Origin of the sequence: Vibrio sp. 10N.222.49.C12, from assembly GCF_041475025.1 — a bacterium.
Classification (GTDB): domain Bacteria; phylum Pseudomonadota; class Gammaproteobacteria; order Enterobacterales; family Vibrionaceae; genus Vibrio; species Vibrio crassostreae_C.
On record NZ_JBFRVF010000069.1, the window covers coordinates 23,007 to 48,323 of the forward strand.

General features: G+C 43.6%; 15 protein-coding genes. 12 read left to right on the plus strand and 3 right to left on the minus strand.

What is annotated here, in order from left to right; genetic code table 11:
• Positions 1-7 precede the first annotated feature (7 nt).
• Genes AB4583_RS18565 through AB4583_RS18575 form a run of 3 tightly spaced genes read right to left on the minus strand, consistent with a single transcriptional unit; the run spans position 8 to position 5,786 of the window.
• Entirely contained in the window at positions 8-2,665 is a 2,658-nt protein-coding gene (locus AB4583_RS18565; RefSeq protein ID WP_372106296.1) for an MlaD family protein, read from the minus strand.
• Entirely contained in the window at positions 2,652-3,935 is a 1,284-nt protein-coding gene (locus AB4583_RS18570; RefSeq protein ID WP_372051793.1) for a PqiA/YebS family transporter subunit, read from the minus strand. Before AB4583_RS18570 ends, AB4583_RS18565 begins: the two co-directional genes overlap by 14 nt.
• A 54-nt stretch (positions 3,936-3,989) precedes the next feature.
• On the minus strand, positions 3,990-5,786 hold the full coding sequence (locus tag AB4583_RS18575; protein ID WP_017059690.1) for an ABC transporter ATP-binding protein: 1,797 nt from the start codon (positions 5,784-5,786) through the stop codon (positions 3,990-3,992).
• An 89-nt stretch (positions 5,787-5,875) separates the two neighbouring features.
• Between AB4583_RS18575 and AB4583_RS18580 the strand changes: the two genes are divergently transcribed.
• The 12 genes from AB4583_RS18580 to AB4583_RS18635 all read left to right on the plus strand — a co-directional run bounded on the left by AB4583_RS18580 (position 5,876) and on the right by AB4583_RS18635 (position 25,312).
• The gene (locus tag AB4583_RS18580) at positions 5,876-6,367 is read left to right on the plus strand and encodes a GAF domain-containing protein (RefSeq protein WP_017063841.1); all 492 of its coding nucleotides are present in this window, start codon (positions 5,876-5,878) and stop codon (positions 6,365-6,367) included.
• A 97-nt stretch (positions 6,368-6,464) separates the two neighbouring features.
• The gene (proQ, locus tag AB4583_RS18585) at positions 6,465-7,088 is read left to right on the plus strand and encodes an RNA chaperone ProQ (RefSeq protein WP_017057223.1); all 624 of its coding nucleotides are present in this window, start codon (positions 6,465-6,467) and stop codon (positions 7,086-7,088) included.
• Positions 7,089-7,105: 17 nt separating this feature from the next.
• On the plus strand, positions 7,106-9,100 hold the full coding sequence (prc, locus tag AB4583_RS18590; protein WP_017068919.1) for a carboxy terminal-processing peptidase: 1,995 nt from the start codon (positions 7,106-7,108) through the stop codon (positions 9,098-9,100).
• A gap of 322 nt (positions 9,101-9,422) precedes the next feature.
• Entirely contained in the window at positions 9,423-10,106 is a 684-nt protein-coding gene (locus tag AB4583_RS18595; protein WP_017068918.1) for a hypothetical protein, read from the plus strand.
• Positions 10,107-10,324: 218 nt separating this feature from the next.
• On the plus strand, positions 10,325-12,931 hold the full coding sequence (gene pepN, locus AB4583_RS18600; protein WP_372118705.1) for an aminopeptidase N: 2,607 nt from the start codon (positions 10,325-10,327) through the stop codon (positions 12,929-12,931).
• A 189-nt stretch (positions 12,932-13,120) separates the two neighbouring features.
• Entirely contained in the window at positions 13,121-13,339 is a 219-nt protein-coding gene (locus AB4583_RS18605; protein ID WP_081325156.1) for a DUF2835 domain-containing protein, read from the plus strand.
• Between the two features lie 228 nt (positions 13,340-13,567).
• Complete coding sequence (locus AB4583_RS18610; RefSeq protein WP_372118708.1) at positions 13,568-18,409, plus strand: NAD-glutamate dehydrogenase; 4,842 nt, start codon at positions 13,568-13,570, stop codon at positions 18,407-18,409.
• 329 nt (positions 18,410-18,738) lie between these two features.
• Entirely contained in the window at positions 18,739-19,749 is a 1,011-nt protein-coding gene (pyrD, locus tag AB4583_RS18615; protein ID WP_017063847.1) for a quinone-dependent dihydroorotate dehydrogenase, read from the plus strand.
• A 206-nt stretch (positions 19,750-19,955) separates the two neighbouring features.
• A complete protein-coding gene (locus tag AB4583_RS18620; RefSeq protein ID WP_017063848.1) occupies positions 19,956-20,504 on the plus strand; it encodes a cell division protein ZapC in 549 nt (182 codons plus the stop codon).
• Positions 20,505-21,011: 507 nt separating this feature from the next.
• Positions 21,012-23,132 carry a bifunctional 23S rRNA (guanine(2069)-N(7))-methyltransferase RlmK/23S rRNA (guanine(2445)-N(2))-methyltransferase RlmL gene (gene rlmKL, locus AB4583_RS18625; protein WP_372118712.1) on the plus strand — a complete coding sequence of 707 codons (2,121 nt, stop codon included), beginning with the start codon at positions 21,012-21,014 and terminating at the stop codon, positions 23,130-23,132.
• Positions 23,133-23,157: 25 nt separating this feature from the next.
• The gene (locus AB4583_RS18630; RefSeq protein ID WP_019823251.1) at positions 23,158-23,418 is read left to right on the plus strand and encodes a glutaredoxin family protein; all 261 of its coding nucleotides are present in this window, start codon (positions 23,158-23,160) and stop codon (positions 23,416-23,418) included.
• Positions 23,396-25,312 (plus strand): ABC transporter ATP-binding protein, encoded by a 1,917-nt coding sequence (locus AB4583_RS18635; RefSeq protein ID WP_017068914.1) that lies wholly within the window; start codon positions 23,396-23,398, stop codon positions 25,310-25,312. Before AB4583_RS18630 ends, AB4583_RS18635 begins: the two co-directional genes overlap by 23 nt.
• The last annotated feature ends 5 nt before the right edge of the window (positions 25,313-25,317 follow it).

Below are 25,317 nucleotides of genomic sequence, written 5' to 3' on the forward strand. Positions count from 1 at the left end.
GTTCACTCTATGGACGAGGAATTGCGGTTCTCCATGATTTCCACTCATCTTCGGCTTGAGGATAGAGGTAGAAAGACTGATCTTCGCTTGCTACTGGTTGAAGTTCATTTGTCGGTGGCGTTGAGAATGTAATACCACCTCTTAACAAGCTGTCTACCGTTCCGGCTTTGATGTTTGCGCCTGACAGGCCGATAGAGACATCGACGCCCGACACGTTCCAGAACACGGTGTTTGCGCGGATTAGATACGCGTAGTCAGGTTCTATTTGAATCGTAGATATGATGCGATCAGCAAACTCGCCCAGCTGAACATCTATAACACTGCCAATTTCTAGTTCACGGAATAGGATAGGTGTACCTTCAGATACTGAGCCGCGCGTTTCGCTTTGCAGTTGGAATATCTTGCCTTCAGGCTGCACAGGTCCTTTGCTAAGCTCAAATTTCGTGTTTCTTTCACCTTTGCCCGGGTCTACGTTGATGTGTTTAGAGAGCAGCGCAGAGACGTTTTTGATGCCATTAAGGCCAATCTCAGGTTCTGCCAACCAGAAGTGACTGTTCGTCACGGCAATCTTGTCGACGTACTCAGGTAAAATACGCGCGGTAATTTCAATGCCGCCCTTGTTGAAGTTCGGAATCACCAAAGTAACCTCACCAACAGTGACACCTTGATATTTGATCGCCATGCCCTTGTTGACTTCTTGATCGCCAGAAGAGGTGATAGTAATCGCGCGGCCAAATTTTCGAGCAGATTTTGAATCTTTGTAAAGCTTCCACACGTCACCAAGTTTGTTGTCGATTCCCGGCAGAGAGTCAAAAGCAATACCGCCTTGGATAAGGGTTTTAACTGGTGCCGCTTTAATGCTGATACCCGATAGCGACGCATCAACCTCAACGCCTGATCGGTTCCAGAAAACAGTGTGCTTGTTGAGTAAGTGCGTGTAACGATTTTCGATTGTGACTTTGATTCTTACGCCACCGTCGGCAAGCTGGAAATCAGAAATACTACCCACTTGTAGGTTGCGGTAGAGGAGTGGACTGCCTTTAGAAATTGAAGGTAACTCACTGGCAAACAAAGAAAGTGTCTTTGAACCAGACTGATTAAACTTAGCAATTTCTGCTAACGACTTACTTTGGAAAAGTTGGTAGTCCGTTCGAGCTTCAGATTTACCTTCACTCACAAAGCTAATCGAGCCGGTAAGAAGCTGTTTTGCTGGTGGGACCGTAACACTCAAGCCTGATTCGGTTAGCTCTGCAGTCGCACTACCTGTCACAAAGAAACGGTTGTGGCTTTTGATAAGGTGCGCGTACTCATTATCGATAAGTGCATCCATGAAGACTTCGTGTTTATCAGAGCCCGTACCAACACCATCAACTAATCCCACATGGATGATAGAGCCAACGGCAATGCCTTTGTAGAGAAGTTGTGTACCGACATCTAACCCGAACGAATTGTTCGACGTTAAGCGAATCGCAACGGATTTCTCTTGTTCCTGACTGAATTCATTTTTGCGGATTGCAGTAAATCGACGCGCCTTTTCACCTTCACCCGGTACCAAGGTTAAAAAGTTACCTGTCACTAAGTTGGCAATATTTTTCATGCCTGTAAGCGATAGTTCTGCTTCTTCTAGAACGAATTTACTGCCGCTATTCAAAAAGTCACTGAATGCCGGTTGGATAGCGGCAGATGCAACGACGTTTTCGCGCCCTTCACTTAAGGATAAGTCAGTGATTTGACCGATTTCGATTCCTCGATACATGATCGGAGCACCCGTTGCACTGATCTTATTATCATCGGGAACGGCGATCTTGATAGAGATACCACGACCCGCTGTTTTCAAATCTGGGTAGAGCTTGAACTTGGTATTCATCTCAACCGGTTGGCCTTCTCCCGGAGAGTCGACCGCAATTGAACCGCCAAGCAATGCACTTAGGCTTTCTAAGCGAACATCAACACCAGAAAAACCAATACTTGCACCCAAACCACTGACATTCCAAAAGCGGCTTTGGTCGGTGATGATATGGCTGTATTCGTCTTTAATCGACGCTTGAATCGTAACGGATTTAGCGTTGTCGTTTAGTTGGTAGTTGTAAACTTCACCAATTGGAATTTTGCGGTAAACGATTTGAGAACCAACAGACACACCGCCTAGATCTTTGGTCGTCAGTGAAATGTTCAAACCTTCAGAAGCCAGTAAGTCAGAAGGGGAGGATTCTAACGCTTGGAAAACGGTTTCTGGGTCTTGTTTGGTTTCGCTCGGGTGGATAGCAATATAGTTACCTGAAACAAGCGCGTCCAATCCTGAGATACCCGACAAACTAGCGGTTGGTTTTACTAGCCAAAACCGTGTGCCTTTTGAGAGTAGCTTCTTCGCTTCTGGGTAGATGTCAGCATCGACATAGATGCTCGATAGATCTTTGGATAAAGTGATGTCACGCACCATACCCACCTCTAAGCCTTGGTAACGAATCGTTGTTCGACCTGCGACTAAACCTGCGGCATCTGAGAAGTATATCTGCACACGTTGTCCAGCATCGTGTATCGATTTCATGACCAACCAACCGGCTAAGGCGACGGTTAATATCGGCAGAATCCACAAAGGTGAGATGCCTTTGTTTTTCCTTACTTCTGGTGAATATGACGTTTGTGATTGGTTATCGTTGTTCATTCACTGACTCATCTTTAGAGGTGTAGTTATCCCAAATTAGCCTAGGATCTAAGCTTTCCGCTGCTAGCATCGTGAGAACAACTACGACGCCAAAAGCGACTGCACCATAACCTGGTGTAAAGTTTAAAATTTGCCCGCGGTCGACCAAGGTCATCATGATCGAAATAACGAACAGATCCATTACCGACCATTTTCCCACCCATTTTACGATGAAATAGATGGTCATACGTTGCCTGTGGTAAACGGCGCGCTTCATCTTGATACAGATTAAGATGTACGCGAGGCCCAGTATTTTCGCGACGGGCACGACGATACTGGCAATGAAAATGATCGCTGCGATGCCATACATGTCGCTATTAATCAGCGAAGCAACACCGGAAATGATGGTGTCTTCCAGCCTTTGACCGTTGGTAATAAGGATAGAAATAGGAATAACGTTAGCGGGAACAATGGCCACAGATGCGGCAAACAGCAGAGCCCAAGTCTTCTGTATAGAGTAGGGCTTGCGGTGGTATAAGTCATGGTGACAACGCACACAAGTATGACCGTCAGGCTGAGATAGGTGACAGTTGTGACAGTGTACGTTCTTACTCTCAGCAAAAGAGTAGTCGGATTCTTTTGCCCAAGCTTCCCAGTAGCGACGTACACTGATACGGCTTACTAGTAATACGCTGAAAAGCTGCAGAAGAATCAGGCCAATCAAACCAGGGCCGACGAAAATGTCAGAGTAATCTTGCAGTTTGAAACATGAGACCGCCAAACTTACCAGAAACACATCCAACATCATCCAATGTTTGAGAGTCTGAATAATGGCTAATGCATAACGAAAGGGTGTGAAGATCTTAAGACGCAGTGATGCATGAGTGATGAGTACCGAGGTGCACACGAGCAACGGAGCGATCGAACTGCAGAACAGGATCAGCAAACCAAGTAGAGGAAAGCCTTCGCCCATTAAGGTAAAAACACCCGATGGTAACGTCGCGGGTATCATGACGCCAATCAGGCGAATACTGATGAATTCAAAAAAGTGCGATGGGATAAACAGCAATAAGCAGGTAATTGCGATTGCTAGGTTTCCAGAGAGGCTAGGGGTACCGCCTCTATAAAGCTGAGTTCCGCATCTTGGGCAGTAAGCTGATTTCCCTAAAGGGATGTCCATTTTATCTACGGGAAGTTCGCAGCCCTGGCAAAGACGCACTGAGCTGCTGTCGCATTGGTGTTTTGTTGATAAAGGGTTGGTTACGGATGGGGAGGTCACGCGACCTCCCAAGTTGAAACGTAAGTTAGGTTAGCAACCCGACTTAAAGACTCAGAGCCACAAACATCAGGCGTGCGATTGCACACTGCCGTAGAGTGTTTGATAGAGTCCTTGTTGTTCAACCAATTCACCATGTGTTCCCGTCTGTGTGACTTGTCCATCTTCTAAAACATAGATTAGATCGGCTTGTTTCACCGCTGATAATCGATGAGCCACTATCAAAGTTGTGCGATCTTTCAAAAACTCGCTCAACGCTTTATGCAGTGCTGACTCTGTTGCTGTATCGAGTGCAGATGTCGCTTCATCAAGAATAACAAACTTAGGATTGCTCAGCACCATACGAGCTATTGCTAAGCGTTGTCGTTGACCACCAGACAGTCGAACGCCATTCCTACCAATTTGTGTATCTAAGCCATTGCTCAGTTGCTTGATGACATCTTGCATTTGAGCGACTTCAAGCGCACGCCACAACGACATTTCGTCGTATTCAGCACCAAGGGTCAGATTATGCCTTAATGTATCGTTAAAGAGTATAGGTTGTTGTAAAACAACGGCAATTTGATTGCGTATTACATCAAAACTGATGTCGTCGGTTGTTTCACCGTTATAGCGAATGCAACCTGAGTCTGCTTGGTAAACCCCAATCAGCAACTGGATTAACGTAGATTTACCCCCTCCACTCGCACCGACCAAAGCGACTTTTTTACCTGCAGGGATGTGCAGCGATAGCCTATTTAAAACAGTGTTTTCTAATGTGTAAGAGAATGTAACGTCTTCGATGTCGACTGTCACTTCTTGATCTTCAGTAAATGGGTTCACTTTACTGATAGGGCGCTTCTCTTCTTCTAACTGAAGAAGATCGTTGATGCGTTGCAGTGCCGCTTTCGCGCTATACCAAGAGAATTGAATCCCTAGTAGCTCTTGAACTGGGCCTAACATGAACCACAAGTAGCCAAATACCGCGAAAATCTGACCAATGGTTAAGTCACTGAATAACACCATTAGCATCGCGACGGCACGGAAAAGCTCGAAACCTAATAAGAAGAGTAGAAACGAAACACGGCCAGCAGCTTCAGATTGCCAAGCGTATTTGTCGGCATCGATTCTTACTTGGTTTGCTTGAACCTTAAGCTCATCGAGAAAGATACGCTCTTTATTCGCCGCGCGCAGTTGGTAAATGCCATCTAAGGTTTCCACCAAACGGTTTTGAAAGCGCTCAAAAGATTGGTTTTCGTATTTCTTAAGGTGTTTGACCCTGCTGCCTAGTTTACGGGAGAAATAAATCACAACAGGATTGACCAGTAAAATGAACAACCCTAAACGCCACTCTAGCCACAACAGCACGATCGCTGTACCGAACACGGTCAGGAAGCTGATGATAAATTTAGAAAGAGTCGAGCCAATGAACTTATCTATTGTCTCTATGTCTGTTATTAGGTGGGCGTTGATACCGCCGCTGCCTTTGGTTTCGTATTGTCTAATACTGATGCGACCAAGCTTATCTATCATCTTGCTGCGCATTTGATAGGTAATTGTTTTGGACACAAGCGTAAACTGACGCCCTTGCAGAATGTTCAACGCTTGGCTAACGGAGCGCATGATAATCACTAACAACAAAGTTAGTGCTATATAGCCAGTCGGTGTTTGTAATGAAGATGGAAGTAGGTGGTTCATCATCTCTAAGCCTGAAGCGGGCTTATCGAGTAATACTTCATCAACCATTAATGGCATGAGCAACGGGATAGGGACACTAATGAGAGTTGCAAATATGGCAATAATGTTAGCAAACAGTAATTTGGACTTGTGTTTTTTTACTTGAGTTATTAACCAAGAACGGCTAATAGTGTCTTCTGAATTGTTCATTGTAATGAGAATAAGTCCTATTTAGTTTGATGGCCGCATTCTACTGCGTTCTCTTGATAATGGAAGTCTCAATTTAATTGGAAGTTAATATGAAAATAGAACATTACCAACGCTTAACCAAACAAGCCGTTGCATTAATTGAATCAGAAACCGATCTAACTGCTAATCTTGCTAATATCAGTTCATTATTATTCATGGAATTGGATGACTTGAATTGGGCGGGTTTCTATTTAATGAAGCAGGATCAAGCTAAGGAAAAAGACGAACTTGTACTGGGTCCTTTCCAAGGTCAACCTGCTTGTGTGCGAATTCCGGTAGGGCGTGGAGTGTGTGGAACTGCGGTTGCGTCGAATACAGTTCAGCGCATTCATGATGTTCATGAGTTCGAAGGTCACATCGCTTGTGACGCTGCAAGTAACTCAGAAATCGTTATTCCGTTCTCGATTGGCGGAAAAATCGCGGGCGTTCTTGATATTGATAGCCCAAATGTTGGTCGTTTTTCTCAAATTGACGAGGACGGATTAACATTTTTCATGGCAGAAGTGGAAAAGCTGCTTAATTCGCACGCGAACAAGGCATAAATTATTCTCTTACTGTGGTTTTTCCCAAGCATCTCTCTATAATACGTAAAAATATTTTCTTAATGCTCGCGGAAAACCGCAAAAACCAGGAACCCACATGGAAAACACTGAAAAGTTAAAAAACAGCAAAGAAGTTATCGCATATATTGCTGAATGTTTCCCTAAATGCTTTACTCTAGAAGGTGAAGCGAAGCCACTTAAAATTGGTATTTTTCAAGATCTTGCTGAACGTCTAAATGAAGACGAAAAAGTAAGTAAGACTCAGCTTCGTGCAGCGTTAAGACAGTACACATCATCATGGCGTTACCTGCACGGCGTAAAAGCTGGCGCAGAACGTGTTGACCTAGACGGCAACGCGTGTGGCACACTAGAAGAAGAGCACGTTGAACACGCTAAAGCTACACTTGCAGAAAGCAAAGCGAAAGTTCAGGCTCGTCGTAAAGAACAAGCACAAAAAGCTCGTGAAGAAGGCAAAGCGAAACCTAAGGCGAAGAAAGCTCAACAGCCTCGTCGTCAAGCGCCTAAAGCACCAAAAGTAGAAAAGCCTGTAGAAACACGCGCTTTGAACGCTGACGAATTCATCGCTGGCAAAGAAGTAAATGTGAACATGGGTAAAGGAAACATGGCTGCGACCATTGTTGAAATCAATAAGGAAGATGTGCGTGTTCAGTTAGCAAACGGCCTACAAATGGTTGTTAAAGCGGAGCACTTGCGCGCTTAAAGGAGATACTCCTACGCATGAAATGCCGTTCAAAATTGACACTGATTGCTGCTAGCTTTTGGCTAGCAGCTTCAGCTCAGGCTCTTGAAGCCAAATTAGATCAGGACGATTTACCTCTACTCGCTCCTGAGGTCCAACACGAAACTGCTAGTAAACGTGTTACTTCTCGATTTACTCGTTCTCACTATAAACACTTCAATCTCAACGATGATTTCTCTCAAGCTATCTTTAATCGTTACTTAGAGATGCTGGATTATAATCGTAATATCTTCACTCAAGCTGATATTGACTCTTTCTCTGCGTCATCTAAACAAATTGATGATCAGCTGAAATCGGGCAATAACCAGATTGCATTCGATGTTTATAATCTGTCTATGCAGAAGCGTTTTGAACGTTTTCAATATGCATTGTCTTTGCTAGATACAGAGATTAAGTTTGATACCGATGAAAGTATTGAGCTCAATCGTAGTGAAGCTGAGTGGCCAAAAGATATCGCTGAAGTGAATGAGCTTTGGAGAAAACGCGTTAAATATGATGCGTTGAATCTAAAACTTACTGGTAAAGAGTGGCCAGAGATTCAAGAAGTTTTGGAAAAGCGTTACAACAATGCGATGAAGCGTATTACGCAATCGCATAATGAAGATGCTTTCCAGATCTACATGAACGCATTTGCGCGTGAAGTTGATCCTCACACAAGTTACCTTTCTCCAAGAAATGCAGAACAATTCCAATCTGAGATGAACCTATCTCTAGAAGGTATTGGTGCTGTGCTTCAGATGACAGACGACTACACCGTTATTCGCTCTTTAGTTGCTGGTGGCCCTGCGTCAAACAGCAAACAATTGAGTGATGGAGACCGCATTGTTGGTGTTGGTCAAGATGGCGAAGAAATTGTTGATGTTATCGGCTGGCGTTTAGACGATGTAGTACAACTTATTAAAGGCCCTAAAGGGACCAAAGTTAAGCTACAGATCTTGCCAGATGGTAAAGATGCAAAAAGTCACGTTGTCACAATTGTTCGCGATAAGATTCGTTTAGAAGACCGCGCTGTTAAATCAGAAGTGATCGAGAAAGACGGCAAGAAAATTGGTGTATTAGAAGTACCAAGTTTCTACGTTGGCCTTTCTAAAGATACCGATAAACTGATCACCGAGCTTAAAGAGCAAGGTGTTGAAGGTATTATTGTTGACCTCCGAAACAACGGTGGTGGTGCACTGACTGAAGCAACTGAACTCTCTGGTTTGTTTATCAAAGAAGGACCTGTTGTTCAGGTTCGTGATAGCTACGGTCGTGTCAAAGTGAACAGCGATACTGATGGTCAAATCAGTTACCAAGGCCCGTTAACGGTATTGGTGAATCGCTACAGTGCTTCAGCGTCTGAAATCTTCGCAGCAGCGATGCAAGATTATGGCCGTGCAATTATCTTGGGTGAAAACTCTTTCGGTAAAGGTACGGTGCAACAGCATCGCTCTTTGAATCATATTTATGATTTGTTCGATAAAGAGTTAGGCTACGTTCAATACACAATCCAAAAATTCTACCGAATCAATGGTGGTAGTACGCAAAACAAGGGTGTAGTACCTGATATTGCTTACCCAACGCCAATTGATCCTGCAGATACTGGTGAAAGTGTTGAAGACAACGCTCTTCCTTGGGACAGCATCGACAAAGCGAAGTACTCAGTGTTACAGCGTAACGATGAGCAGATCGCAGCGTTGACGGCTAAACACGAAGCTCGTATCGCAACAGACATGGAATTTGGCTTTATCGCGCAAGATATTGAAAAATATAAGGCAGATAAAGACGACAATGACCTTTCTCTGAATGAAAAGGTTCGTCAACAAGAGAGTGATGATGCGGATGCGCTTCGTCTAGAGCGTATTAACCAACGTCAAAAAGCCGCTAAGTTAGAGGCATTTAAAACGTTGGATGATATTCCAAAAGACTACGAAGCCCCGGATGCTTATCTTGATGAATCAGTTGCTATCATGCTGGATATGATCAAGAAATAAACAAAATACCTGTTATAAGGTGATTGTTTAAAGACGTACTATTTGAAAAGCGAGCTTAGGCTCGCTTTTTTTGTACCTGTGTTCTTGCCTCGAATAATGTCATGTTAACGGCATGCTTCCTCGCTTTTTAACTTGCTGCAGAACCACTGTTATTTGATTTTCGGCTGTGAAGTACACTGTAAAAATAACTAAACTTAAGTATTATTTTTCGAGTGATAATGACATTTAAGTTACTTCGCACTTAAAATTTAGTGACTTAGATCATATTTTTTCGCTTTCTATTCATTACGTGCCTAAGCTTAAAGAAAACGAGGGGACGCTTATGAAATGGATTCTACTATTTTTATCTTGTTTAAGTTTTGTGGCTTTTGGGAGCGAGGTCGCTTCGAGTAACCAACAATCAAAAAGTGATAGTAATCTATCTCATTTTGACCTTCCTTTGCTGCTTGGTGATTGGTATTTGATGAATCCTGATCCTGAGCAAGGCACTGAAAACTTTAGAGCGATCAAGCTCACTCTTGATTCAAACTACTCATTCACTATCGATATCCAAAAGAAAGACTACAGTGTCGATCATTGGGAAGGTTTGTATAACGCCAATGAAGACACGATTATTTTGGGTTTGAATACCTCAGAACCTCAGGTTTACGCGTACAGCAGTAATCACAACATGCTGAATCTTAACGGTGTTATGTTCACTAAGGCCTTGCCAAATGCATTGGCGGGAATCTGGTCAAGTGCCCAACTGTCTGGAAGCGATCTACGTGCGAGTAACATTCAAAAAATGGATTTAGTCCTTCAGCCGGACTTTATATTCATGTTCCGAGTATCAGATGAAGAAGGTGGTGAAGTCATTCGTCGCGGGGTGTATTACACAGAAGGCGATCAACTAGTGTTACTTTATGAGAACGGTGAACACGGCACTCGATATACACTGAACAGCGATGTGTTAACGCTGCAAGGTGAAGAGGGAGATATGTTTGCGGTACTCAATCGCATTCGATAATCGTGAGTTTTAGCAGTAACGGCGTACTCGTTGATAATATTGTGCACAGTTCATTTCTTAGGCGTTCCTGTCTGATTTGATTGATAAAATAGCAAAACATGGAGGCATTTTCTTACAATGCCTCCTTTTTTTAATATTCCCCTTGTTTTATTGGCGCTCAACCTTTAGATATATACAGTTAAAAAATAATTACGTATAACGATCAAAAGGAACCCGTCATGGCACATACACCTCAAGCCAAGTATCGTAAAGATTATCAATCACCATCTCACACGATTTCTGAAATCGATCTTACTTTCGATTTGTACGACTCAGCATCCATTGTTACGGCTGTTTCTAGTGTTAAGCAGGAGAAAGACAGCACGACATTAGTACTTGATGGTGAAGGCTTGAAGTTGGTTTCTGTTTTGGTAGAAGGTAAAGAGTGGACTCAATATGAACAGTCTGAAACTCAACTTACGCTGAATGACCTTCCAAAAGAATTTACTCTAACCATCGTTACCGAAGTTAACCCTGAAGGGAACAGTGCACTTGAAGGCTTGTACAAGTCGGGTGGCGCGTTCTGTACTCAATGTGAAGCTGAAGGTTTCCGCCGTATCACTTACTACATGGATCGCCCAGATGTGTTGGCGAAATTCACTACAACGGTAATTGCAGACAAAGCAGAGAACCCATTCTTATTAAGTAATGGTAACCGTGTAGATGAAGGTGAAGCTGAAAACGGTCGTCATTGGGTGAAGTGGCAAGACCCACATCCAAAACCAGCGTACTTGTTTGCTTTAGTAGCGGGTGACTTTGATGTACTTCGTGACGCATACACTACACAATCGGGTCGTAAAGTTGACCTGGAAATCTTTGTTGATAAGGGCAATCTAGACCGTGCGAGCCACGCGATGGTTTCTTTGATTAACTCAATGAAGTGGGACGAAGAACGTTTCAATCTTGAATACGACTTAGACATCTACATGATCGTAGCCGTTGATTTCTTCAACATGGGTGCGATGGAAAACAAAGGCTTGAACGTATTCAATTCGAAGTTCGTTCTAGCAAACGACCAAACTGCAACGGATACAGATTACCTAGGTATTGAAGCAGTAATCGGCCATGAATATTTCCACAACTGGACAGGTAACCGAGTGACGTGTCGCGATTGGTTCCAGTTAAGTCTGAAAGAAGGCTTAACGGTATTCCGTGACCAAGAATTCTCATCTGATCTTGGTTCTCGCGCAGTAAACCGTATTAACAATGTACGTATCATTCGCGGTCCACAATTTGCAGAAGATGCTAGCCCAATGTCTCATCCAATTCGTCCAGAAAAAGTGATAGAAATGAATAACTTCTATACTTTGACCGTGTACGAAAAGGGCAGTGAAGTGATCCGTATGATCCACACATTGTTGGGCGAAGATGGTTTCCAAAAAGGCATGAAGCTGTACTTCGAACGTCACGATGGTACGGCTGCAACATGTGAAGACTTCGTCGCGGCAATGGAAGATGCGTCGGGCGTTGACTTATCTCAGTTCCGCTTATGGTACAGCCAGTCTGGTACGCCGACGCTGTCTGTTGAAAGTAAGTACGACGCAGAGAAGAAACAGTACACGCTAACAACTCGCCAAGTAACAGCGCCAACTCATGAGCAAACGGAAAAGCAGGCTCTGCATATTCCTCTTGATATCGAGCTGTACACAGCTGCGGGTGAAGTTGTTGAGTTACAATGTAACGGTAAGCCAGTTCATAATGTATTAGATGTGAAAGAAGCAGAGCAAACGTTCGTGTTTGAAAACGTTTCTGAGCAACCGATCCCATCATTACTTCGTGAATTTTCTGCGCCAGTGAAATTGGAATATGACTACTCAGATGAAGAACTGATCTTCCTAATGGTAAATGCACGCAATGAGTTCTCTCGTTGGGATGCGGGTCAAATGCTATTAGCGAAGTACATCCGCAGTAACGTTGAGAAGGTTCAACAGGGTCAAGCGTTTGAGCTTTCTGATTCTGTTGTTGATGCATTCCGTGGCGTACTGCTGAGTGATTCACTAGAGCCTGCGTTTATTGCAGAAATGCTTTCTCTACCAAGCCACAATGAAGTATCAGGTTGGTATGAGCGTGTTGATATTGATGCGGTCGCATCGGTTCTTAACTCGATGAAAGTTACATTAGCTGCAGAACTTGAAGACGAGTTAGCGGCGGTTTATCACAGCCACGCACTAACAGAATACACGATCGATCACGATTCGATTGGTAAGCGTACTCTACGTAAAGTTTGCTTAAGTTACTTAGCTCATACTGGGCAGGGTAATGACTTGGTTGTTGCGATGTATCAACAAGCGAATAACATGACAGATACGATGGCAGCAATGGGCGCGGCAAACAGTGCACAACTACCATGTCGTGAAACCTTGATGGTGGATTACAGTGACAAGTGGAAACACGATGGTCTTGTTATGGATAAGTGGTTTGCATTGCAAGGTACAAACCCAAGTTCAAACGCACTTGAAGTGATCAAAGCGTCGATGTCGCACCAGGCGTTCAGTTTGAAGAACCCGAACCGTACCCGTAACTTGGTCGGTTCATTCTTAAACATGAACCCGGTTCAATTCCACGACAAGTCTGGTCAAGGCTATGCATTTGCAGGCGAGATCTTACGTGAACTGAACAGCAGCAACCCGCAAGTGGCTTCACGTCTGATTGATCCACTTCTTAAATTCCGTAAGTACGACGATGAACGCCAAGCTCTGATCAAAAAAGAACTAGAGACGCTAAAGAACATGGACAACCTAGCAAAAGACTTGTTTGAGAAAGTGACGAAAGCACTAGAGGCTTAAGTCAGCGCGCATTCAGGTAACTGTTTGCTACAACGAAAGGTCATCAGTGGTAGAGAATATCTGCCACTGATTTTTTGTTTCTGGTTCATCGAATTTTCGATAAGCTAGAGCAGCTTCAAGTTCAGTTTCACCGTCAGACATCTAAAAGTGCCAAAAAACACTGGCACTGTATATTTATACAGGTATCGTATGAATCGCTATATTTTCCAACTTAACATCTCATATCAGCAGTTTTTGGCCAGCTATTCTGGTACGGCAAGTAAAGTTCAAGTGATAACAACAACAGGTTTACGCTTACAGTTACCTGCAACTCGATTCAGACCATTTCTTACACAAATAGGGGTTAGAGGGCAGTTTAGGCTGACAACTGACCAAAAAAATAAGTTTATTAAGTTAGAAGCTCTGTAAACCTTGGCATGCCTAGTGAGTTAAAAGGAATCTTAATCACATAATCAAACATTTCACCTCTTACCACCTCCAAAATAATTAACTATTTCTCAATAATGCTTTTACAATAAATGAATGCATTACCTTTGCTTAACTCGTTAGTAGAAAAGCGCTCAACGGCACGTTTCAAACACCAGATTAAGTGATCCCCCTAATAATAAAATATAATTCTAATTGTGGAGTGTGACTATGACCGCACGTGAAACTGTGGTTCCAGTTTTACTTGAAAAAGTTTACAAGCTGATTCAAGACAAACTTGACCTTGCTCATCGACCTCTCGTAACTCAACTTGCTCAACACTTGTTTAGTAACGTTTCTCACGACGATCTGACTCAGAGAAACGAATCCGATTTATACGGTGCTGTAGTTAGCTTATGGCATCACATCAATGAAAAGAAAGCCGACGAAATCTCTGTACGCGTTTTCAACCCGACGGTAAGTCGTCAAGGTTGGCAGTCTACTCATACTATCGTTGAGATAGTCGTTCCAGACAGCCCATTCCTTGTTGATTCCGTAAAAATGGCATTGACTCGCCTAGACCTTTCTTCTCACCTTATGCTTCATAACCCAACACAAATCTCTCGCTCAGATAAGGGCAGTGTTGTCGGTGTAAGCAATAACGAAGGTGCATTCCAATCGCTTTTCCATATTGAGGTTGACCGTCTTAGCAGTAAAGCTGAAATGACAGCTCTTAAAACGGAACTGCTGGATATCTTTACCGATACTAGCTTAGTTGTGAACGATTGGTTGAAGATGGTAGAACGACTTGAAGAAGTAACCAATCAAGTAGAAAAGCAGAAAGAGAGCATTCCTGTAGATGGCCAACGTTTTGATGAAACGTTGGCGTTTCTTCGTTGGTTAGGTGAACACAACTTTACATTCATGGGTTATAAGGAATATGACCTAGTTTCAGTTAACGGCGACACTGAACTGCAACCGACCAAGGAGCAAGGTCTTGGTTTGTTTGCGAACTCAGATCGTGTACGTAACGTTAAGCTATCTGAGTTTTCTGATTCGGCACGTCTTGAAGCGAAAAAGCCTTATGTGCTTATCGTAACCAAGGGCAACACGGCTTCACGCATTCACCGCCCAGCTTACAACGATTACATTGGTATTAAGAAATTCGATAAGAACGGTAAGGTCATTGGTGAGCACCGCTTTACTGGTCTTTACACTTCTGCTGTTTATAACCAAACCGTTGAAACGATTCCTCTAGTTCGTGAGAAAGTAGAGCGTATCCTAAATGCGAGTGGTTACCGTGAGGGGTCATACTCTTACAAAGCTTTGCACAACATTCTTGAAAATTACCCACGTGATGAACTGCTGCAAGCTCGAGAAGAAGAGCTACTAGAAGTCGGTACGGGCGTAGTACAAATGCAAGATCGCGATCTCCTGCGTCTGTTTGTTCGCAAAGACCCGTTTGGTCGTTTCTTTAGCTGCATGGTTTACGTAACAAAAGATCGTTACAACACTGAGCTTCGTCGCCAAACACAGCGCATCTTGAAACAGTACTTTGGTTGTGAAGAAGAGGTTGAATTTACAACGTACTTCTCTGAAAGCCCGCTAGCAAGAACGCACTATATTGTTCGTGTTGATAACAACAACATGGATGTGGACGTGAAAACAATTGAGCAAAATTTAATGGAAGTATCGTCTACGTGGGATGACCGTCTGTCTGAATCTATCATTGCAAACTTCGGTGAAAGCAAAGGTCTTCCATTGTCGAAAGAGTACATGCGTGCATTCCCACGTTCGTACAAAGAAGACATGATGCCAGGTTCTGCTGTTGCCGACATTGAACGTTTAGAAGCGCTAAGTGAAGACAACAAACTGGGTATGCTTTTCTACCGTCCTCAAGAAGAAGCGGCAGATTCAAAAGCCGTTCGTTTGAAGTTGTTCTATCACAGCGATGAGCCAATTCACCTTTCTGATGTTATGCCAATGCTTGAAAACTTTGGCCTACGCGTTATCGGTGAATCTCCATATGAAGTGCGTAAAACCAACGGTGTGACCTATTGGATCCTTGATTTCTCTATGCTGCACAAGAGCGATAAGACCATTGATCTTCGTGAAGCTCGCGATCTTTTCCAACAAGCCTTTGCGGCAATCTGGGCGGGTGAGTTAGACAGCGATGGTTTCAACCGCTTAGTACTTGGCGCTGGTCTTTCTGGCCGTGAAATCTCAATCTTACGTGCTTATGCTCGTTACATGCGTCAAGTTGGTTTCCCATTCAGCCAACAATACATTGAAGACACATTGTCTCATTACCCAGAATTAGCGAAAGGGCTAGTGAGCCTATTCGGCAAGCGTTTTAACCCGAAACTGAAGGGCAGCGTAAAAGGCCAACAAGATCTTATTAAGAAGATCACTGAACAGTTGGATCATGTAGAAAGCTTGGATGATGATCGTATCATTCGTCGCTACATGGAAATGATCACTGCAACGCTTCGTACTAACTACTACCAAGTAGACGAGAATAAGCAGTCTAAACCTTGGTTGGCTCTGAAAATGAGACCAAGCGAGATTCCAGATATCCCTGCGCCGGTTCCTGCGTTTGAGATCTTCGTTTACGCACCAGATATTGAGGGTGTTCATCTACGTGGCGGTAAAGTAGCACGCGGTGGTTTACGTTGGTCAGACCGTCAAGAGGACTTCCGTACTGAGATTCTAGGCCTAGTTAAAGCGCAACAAGTTAAGAACACGGTTATCGTACCGGTTGGTGCTAAAGGTGGTTTCGTTTGTAAGCGTCAACACATGATGTCTGGCCGAGACGAGATCTTTGCTGAAGGTCAACGTTGTTACAAGCGCTTCATCCGTGCATTGCTAGACGTTTCAGACAACATCATTGAAGGTGAGGTTATCCCACCTAAGAGCGTTGTTCGTCACGATGAAGATGACCCATACTTGGTTGTTGCAGCCGATAAAGGCACCGCGACATTCTCAGATCTAGCGAACTCAGTAGCTGAAGAGTACAACTTCTGGCTAGGTGATGCGTTTGCATCGGGTGGCTCTAACGGTTACGACCACAAAGCCATGGGTATCACGGCGAAAGGTGGCTGGGAATCGGTTAAACGTCACTTTCGCGAAATGGGTATTAACTGTCAAAGCACAGACTTCACTGCCATTGGTGTGGGTGATATGGCGGGTGACGTATTTGGTAACGGTATGCTGCTATCTAAGCACATTCGCTTGCAAGCTGCGTTTAACCACATGCACATCTTCATTGACCCGAATCCAGAATCAGCATCAAGCTGGGTAGAGCGTGACCGTCTGTTTAATCTGCCTCGTTCAAGTTGGGAAGATTACAATAAAGACCTGATTTCTCAAGGTGGTGGCATCTTCTCTCGCCGAGCGAAGTCTATCTCTTTGACACCAGAAATTCAGAAAATGCTGGGTACCAAGAAAGCATCAATGGCACCAAACGACTTGATCAAAGCGATCTTGTCTATGAAAGTTGATCTACTTTGGAACGGCGGTATTGGTACTTACGTTAAGTCTTCTAGTGAGACTCATACCGATGTGGGTGACCGTGCAAATGACGTGCTACGTATCGATGGCCGTGACCTGAAAGCTAAGGTTGTTGGTGAAGGCGGTAACTTGGGTATGACTCAATTGGGTCGTATTGAATACGCTCTAACGGGCGGTCGAGTTAATACTGACTTTGTCGATAACGTTGGTGGTGTAGATTGCTCGGATAACGAAGTTAACATTAAGATCTTCTTGAATGGCTTGGTGTCTAATGGTGATCTTACCGTTAAGCAACGTAACCAAGTTCTTGAATCTATGGAAGATGAAGTAGGTGAAATCGTACTAGACGACGCTTACTGCCAAGCTGAGTCTATCTCTGTTACTGAGCATCAAGGTGTAGGCTTAGTGAAAGAGCAAATCCGCTTTATCCACACAATGGAAAAAGCCGGGTACTTAGACCGTGGTTTGGAATACATCCCAGATGACGAAACGCTGCTAGAACGTGAGAAGCAGGGCCAAGCACTAACAAGACCAGAGCTATCAGTATTGATCGCTTACGGTAAAATGGTTCTAAAAGAAGATCTTGTGAGTGATGACATTGCGAATGATGAGTTCCATGCTCAACAACTGATGCAATACTTCCCAACAGAGTTACGCCGTAACTACTCTCAGCACATGGATAACCATCCACTTCGTGCAGAGATCATTGCGACTGCGCTTGCTAACCAAATGGTTAACGAGATGGGCTGTAACTTCGTGACTCGCTTGCAAGAAGAGACGGGCGCGAACATTGTTGATATTGCGAATGCTTACGCGGCATCACGTGAAATCTACGGCCTGGGTAAGGTATTGAAGAGCATCCGTGAACTGGACAACATCTCAAGTTCTGAAGCTCAATACGAATTGCTTTACCATGTACGTCGTACGCTTCGTCGTCTAGCACGCTGGTTGCTAAGAAACCGTACCGGTAAACAGTCAGTGAATGCATTGATTGAGCTTTACCAAGGTGATGTCGTCGCAATTACTGAGAAGCTGGATGAAAACCTAGTGGCTTCAGAAGTAGAAGAGCATCAAGCAATGGCTCAAGTATGGATTGACCAAGGTGTAAACGCTGAGCTGGCTAATTCAGTGGCTCGTTTGTCTAGCCTGTACTCAGCACTGGATATATCCACAGTGGCTCGTGAAACAGGTAAAACAGTACAGCAAGCGTCTAAGCTTTACTTCAACCTAGGCGACCGTTTGTCACTGCACTGGTTCTTGAAGCAAATCAATGGCCAAGCTATAGACAACAACTGGCAAGCACTGGCGCGTGCAGCATTCAGAGAAGATCTGGATTGGCAGCAACGCCAGTTAACTGGTCAAGTACTTAACTGTGGTTGTGCTTCAGATATCGATGTGATTAAAGCGCTTGATGACTGGATGGAAAGTAACTCTGTTTCTCTACATCGTTGGGAAAGCATCCTAAACGAATTCAAAGTAGGTTCTGTTCATGAGTTTGCTAAGTTCTCAGTAGCACTGCGTGAATTGATGCTGTTGAATCTAAACTGCATGTCGAAAGATTAGTCACTAGACAAAACGAAAAATATAAGGGCAGGCCACAAGGTCTGCCTTTTTCGTTTCGGTAAAGTGGAATCAATAGAACTTACGATTTTTGAAGGACCAACCTCGACGGACACGTTGTTTGTTGTTAAGTGAGCTGGTGGTTGTACTAAGGTTGAGATTAGAAATGGGCTAATAACCTGAAGAAACGATAACGTTTGCTTAATAATGAACCTCATTCGTTAGCAAACTCGATTATCTTACCCTTACAGACAGTAATAGATTGAATAGTTGGGTAAATAAGTAAATAATATCGCCCCGTTTACACGGGGCTTTTTTCTATCGGAGGCACAATGCTTTACCGTCTAGCCAGGACTGGCTTTTTCCAACTTGATGCCGAAAAGGCACATGATCTTGCAATTCAAAATTTCAAACGCTTCACAGGCACACCAATTGATCTTTTGTATCGCCAACAATTACCTCATCGACCTGTAGAGTGCATGGGTCTTACTTTTAAAAACCCAGTTGGCCTAGCGGCCGGCCTAGATAAAAACGGCGAATGTATTGATGCATTTGGCGCAATGGGTTTTGGTTTCGTTGAAGTAGGAACAGTGACTCCACGTCCACAAGCGGGTAACGACAAACCTCGTTTATTCCGCCTTGTAGAAGCTGAAGGTATCATCAACCGCATGGGCTTTAACAACCTAGGCGTCGACAACCTTGTTGAGAATGTTAAGAAGTCGAACTACGATGGCATCTTAGGCATTAACATTGGTAAGAATAAAGACACACCAATTGAAAAGGGCGCTGAAGATTACTTGATCTGTATGGAGAAGGTATATCAATACGCTGGTTACATTGCTGTGAACATCTCTTCACCAAACACTCCAGGACTTCGTTCTCTACAATACGGCGAAGCTCTAGACGATCTATTGTCTGAACTTAAAACGAAACAATCTGAACTGGAAGAGAAGCATGGTAAATATGTTCCTCTTGCTCTTAAGATTGCTCCGGATCTAAGCGACGACGAAATTCGCCAAATTTGTGAATCATTGATCAAAAATAAGATCGATGGTGTGATCGCAACAAACACAACATTGGATCGTTCAATCGTTGAAGGTATGAAACATTGTGATGAAGCGGGTGGCCTAAGTGGACGTCCTGTTCAATCTCGTAGTACTGAAGTAGTTCGTAAACTTCACGAAGAGCTGGGTGACAAACTGCCGATCATTGGAGTAGGTGGTGTTGACTCGTATGTTGCTGCAAAAGAGAAAATGATGGCGGGCGCGAAGCTTGTACAGGTTTACTCTGGTTTCATCTACAAAGGCCCAGGCCTAGTTGGCGACATCGTTAAAAATCTATAAGCTGAAAATTGCTTTTATTTTTGAAAAGCGACAATCTGGCATCGTCTTACTAAAAGAGACACTGTAACTCACTGAGTTGTAGAGAAAAGCGATAAGAAAGAGGAATTCATTTCCTCTTTTTTTTTGCCTATTGCTCAGTAAAATTACTGTAATTGAAGGTAATTTTGCGTTTTACCTAATGGAATGGTTCAACAGTGTGAGACGAAATGATGCTTAAACCTAGCGATACATGGAGTTGGTATTACGATGAGCAGCAATGTTCATTAATGCTAAACCTCGGAGAGGATATGATTTTCAAAACGAATCTGGTCCGAAATAAGCTGGTGGACTGCGCGTTTCGAGATAATGAATTCACCGTTGATGACGCATCTTCATACCAAACCTTCAAAGAACAAATTTCTGGCTTAGAACTGTCTGAGCCTCGTCAAGCTGAATTAGCACTCTATTGTGTGGCAGCAAAGCGTTTCCATAAGCCTGTACAGCCTAAGAGTTGGTTCTTCGACTCACAAGGTACTGGCCATGAATATCCTCAAGAAGGGGATATTGTACAAATGAATAACGAGCATAGCTTAGGGTATTTCATTGTATTAGAAGTGGGAGAGTGTGCGAGCCTATGTGCATTTGTTGACCTAGAAGAGTTCCTGTTAACGCCTTCAAAAGGACTGCGATTTGGAGACTCAATCAAGGTGATGCACGATAGAATGGTAGACGCGAACGCTATCCTTCATCAGACACACATAGCGATGGTAGGTTAACCTCTAATCTAGCACATCATTTCAACCACGCATCGCAGCACACAAACGTATAAACCTTCCTCAGAATCGGCTCATTAGCCGATTTTTTTGTGCCTAAAAAACCTCATCCTGATAAATACATCACGGCTTAACCATTTAAATAGTGAACTTACGACTATTTTTTCACCTTAATTTCTGCCCGTTTTCATCGCCAGAAGAGTAAATCTACCGTCTTTATTCCCTGTTTTTGGTCTTTTGTAGTTAAATTTCACCCATAAATCTCATTTGGTATATACCAGTTTTGAGGTGAATATAAATTCACATCGCTGCTTTGGTTAATAAATGGTCAGAAATGAAGTTGGTTTGATAGGTCTTATGTTCTAAGGGGATGTGGGTAAGCGATCGCTTCAAGACTGTGCATTTGCTAGCCAGTTAGTCGAAAGATTCAATGAAAAGACGTGTTTAGTGTGATGCTCTAGTTACAAATTCAGGTATAATCGAACTCATTTTTATCAATAAAAGAACACTATGAATCAATATCTAGCGGTTACCTCAAACGGCCTTGAGAATTTATTAGTTGAAGAACTAACCCAACTAGGGATTACAAACGCAAAACCTGTTCAAGCAGGTGTTAAATTCAAAGCGACCAATGAGCAAATTTATCGTTGTTGTTTGTGGAGCCGTTTGGCTTCTCGATTTGTACGTGTCCTTTCTGAATTCACTTGTATGGACGACATGGATTTGTACCTATCAACCACTGCGGTTAACTGGGTAAATCAATTCCATAGCTCTAAGCGTTTTGTTGTTGACTTCAATGGTACGAACAACGAAATCCGTAATAGCCAATACGGTGCAATGAAAGTAAAAGATGCCGTTGTTGATTGCTTTGAGAAGAAATCTCTGCCTCGTCCTTCTATCAGCAAAGAGAACCCAGATGTTCGTATTCACGTTCGTCTACACCGTGATAAAGCGATTCTTGGTGTTGATATGGTTGGCAGCGGTCTTCATCAACGTGGTTACCGTCCAGAATCAGGTCGCGCACCTCTGCGTGAGACGCTTGCTGCAGCGATTCTTCTCCGTAGTGGTTGGGATGCAACGAAACCTTTCCTAGATCCAATGTGTGGTTCAGGTACGTTAGTGATTGAAGCGGCAATGATGGCTGCAAACATGGCTCCTGGTGTTAAACGCCAGAAGTGGTGTTTTGAATCACTAGAAGATTTCGAACCAGAGCTTTGGGCTGAAGTTAAAGCTGAAGCGAACGTTCAAGGTCGTCGTGGCGTTAAGAAAGTAGAATGTAAGTTCTATGGTTACGACAACGACGAACGCATGATCAAAACAGCGCGTGACAATGCTCGTCGTGCTGGTGTTGAAGAGTTGATTGAATTCGAAGTAGGTGATGCTGCAAAACTTAAGCGTCCTACCGAGTTTACTGATGGTGTGATTGTTTCTAACCCACCTTATGGTGAGCGTCTTGGTACCGAGCCGGGTCTTATTGCACTTTACACAGCATTCGGTGCACAGCTTAAAGCTGAATTTGGTGGCTGTAACGCATCTATCTTCTCTAGCTCAGACGAGCTACTAAGCTGCTTACGCATGCGTGCAGATAAACAGTTCAAGTTGAACAACGGTGCGTTACCGTGTCACCAAAAGAACTACTCAATTTCAGATCGTCCGATGTCAGAGCGTCCATCAGGCGAGCAAGAACAATTGATTGCACCTGATTTCGCGAACCGTCTTAAAAAGAACATCGGTAAAATTGGCAAGTGGGCTAAGAAAGAGCAATTAGATTGCTACCGTATCTACGACGCTGACCTACCAGAATACAATGTAGCGATTGATGTATACCCAGGTCACCTTGTGATTCAAGAATACGCAGCGCCTAAAGATGTACCGGAAGAGAAGGCAAAACGTCGCTTAACCGATATCATCCGTGCTTCTATTCAAGTAACAGGCGTAGAAGCAAACAACGTTGTGCTTAAAGTTCGTCAGAAACAGAAAGGCCGTTCTCAATACCAGAAATTGGCTCAAGACTCATCGAACTTAGAAGTGAACGAGTATGGCGTTAAGCTGATTGTTAATCTTCATGATTACCTAGATACCGGGTTGTTCCTAGATCATAAGATCACTCGTCGTCGTATCGGTGAGATGGCCGCAGGTAAGGATTTCCTAAACTTGTTTGCTTATACAGGAAGTGCATCTGTTCATGCTGCTGTGGGTGGTGCTCGTTCTACAACTACTGTTGATATGTCTAATACCTACCTAGAGTGGGCGAAAGAGAACATGGAGCTTAACGGTCGTGTTGGTCGTCAACATCAGTTTGTTCAAGCTGACTGTCTACAATGGCTAGCTAAAGAGCAGGGTTCTTATGATCTGATCTTTATCGATCCACCTACGTTCTCTAACTCAAAGCGTATGGATCAATCTTTCGATGTTCAACGTGATCACATTCAGCTGATGGAAAACCTTAAACGTCTTCTTCGTGAAGAAGGCACGATTGTGTTCTCTAACAACAAGCGTCACTTCAAAATGGACTTGGAAGCTCTAGATGAGTTAGGTCTTAAGGCTCAGAATATCTCAGCGAAGACACTTCCATTGGACTTCTCTCGCAATAAGCACATTCATAACTGCTGGTTGATTACACATAAGTAGTTAAGAGATCGTATAAGGATATATAGTGCTGACTCTCTACAGTACAGAAGGGTGCCATCTATGTGAGATGGCATTCCAACTCACGGAACAGTTAAACATTAGCCATCACGTCAACGTTGTTGACATTGCATTTGATGATGAGCTCTTTTCCCGTTACGGGGTCACTATTCCGGTGCTCAAATTTGAAAGCTCTGACCTTTCTCAAAGCTCAGAGCTTAACTGGCCATTTGGCTTGTTAGAACTTAATGATTGGTTAAAGAAGAATGGCATTACTTACAATTCATAATGGGCAATTAGCGTTTGGTGATCACCCATTATTAGATCGTGCGGACTTCGTGCTGCAAGAAAACGAACGTGTATGTTTAGTAGGGCGCAATGGCGCTGGTAAGTCGACATTGATGAAAATCCTATCTGGAAACATCATCATGGACGACGGTAAGATGCAAATCACGCAAGATGTGGTTGTGTCTCGTCTAGAACAAGATCCACCGCGTAATGAACAAGGTACAGTTTATGACTATGTTGCTGGTGGCCTTGCTGAAATCGGCGAACAGCTGAAGATCTATCATGATCTTCTGGATCTCATCGCGACAGACCCAAGTGAAAAGAATCTAAACCGCCTTACTCGCGTTCAAGAACAACTGGATCATGCTAATGCATGGCGTTTTGAAGATCGTGTAAGTAACGTATTGGCAGCACTTAAGCTGACTGCTGAAACCAAACTGACAGATTTGTCTGGTGGTTGGCAACGTAAAGCGGCACTTGCTCGTGCGCTTGTATGTGACCCTGACGTGCTTCTACTCGACGAACCGACTAACCACTTGGATGTTGCAACCATTGAATGGTTAGAGGGCTTCCTGAAAGACTTCCGCGGTTCAATCATCTTTATCTCGCATGACCGTGCGTTCATTAAATCGATGGCAACACGTATTGTCGATCTTGATCGCGGTAAATTGAGCTCTTTCCCGGGCGATTACGAAAATTACCTTGTTGAGAAAGAAGAGGCGCTTCGTGTTGAAGAAATGCAAAACGCTGAATTCGATAAGAAGCTTGCTCAAGAGGAAGTTTGGATTCGTCAGGGCATCAAAGCTCGTCGTACTCGTAACGAAGGCCGTGTTCGTGCGCTTAAGAAGCTACGTGAAGAACGTTTGAACCGTCGTGAAGTGCAGGGCAAAGCGATTATCCAGATCGACGATGGCCAGCGTTCAGGCAAGATTGTATTTGAAGCTGAGAATCTTAACTTTGGCTTTGAAGGCAAAGAAATTGTTAAGGACTTCAGCTTCAACATCATGCGTGGCGATCGTATCGCTCTGATTGGTCCTAACGGTTGTGGTAAGAGTACGGTACTTAAGCTGCTTCTTGACCAGCTTAAGCCTGATTCAGGTCGTTTGCATTGTGGTACTAAGCTTGAAGTCGCTTACTTTGACCAATACCGCGAAATTCTAGACCCTGAGAAGTCTGTAATTGATAACCTCGCGGATGGTAAGCAAGAAGTGACCGTAGGTGGCCGTGAGCGTCATGCTCTAAGCTACTTACAAGATTTCTTATTCTCTCCAAAACGTGCTCGCACTCCTGTTAAAGCACTATCTGGTGGTGAGAAAAACCGTCTGTTATTGGCGCGTATTTTCCTTAAGTCGAACAACTTGTTGATTCTCGATGAGCCAACCAACGATCTAGATATCGAAACTTTGGAACTTTTAGAAGATTTGCTTGCCAACTATCAGGGTACGCTGCTTTTAGTGAGTCACGATCGTCAGTTTGTTGATAACACAGTGATGACAAGTTGGATCTTTGAGGGTAATGGCGTTATTGAAGAATTTGTTGGTGGTTACCACGATGCTCAGCAGCAAAGAAAGCAAGCATTAGAGTACCGACAGGTTGAAAAGCCATCAAAGCCTGAGAAAGTAGTTGAGGAAACTCCCAAAACTGCGCCAGTTAAGGCTAAACCTAAGAAGTTATCGTATAAGCTACAACGAGAACTAGAAGCGCTACCAATGCGTTTGGAAGAATTGGAAACTCAAATTGAAACTCTTCAGGAAGAAGTCAACGATCCAAGCTTCTTTTCAAAATCTGTAGAGCAGACACAACCAGTTTTAGATAAGCTATCTGCAGCAGAGCAGGAGCTTGAAGTTGCTTTTGAGCGCTGGGAAGAGCTCGAGGCACTACAACAGGAAAGTTAAGAAGT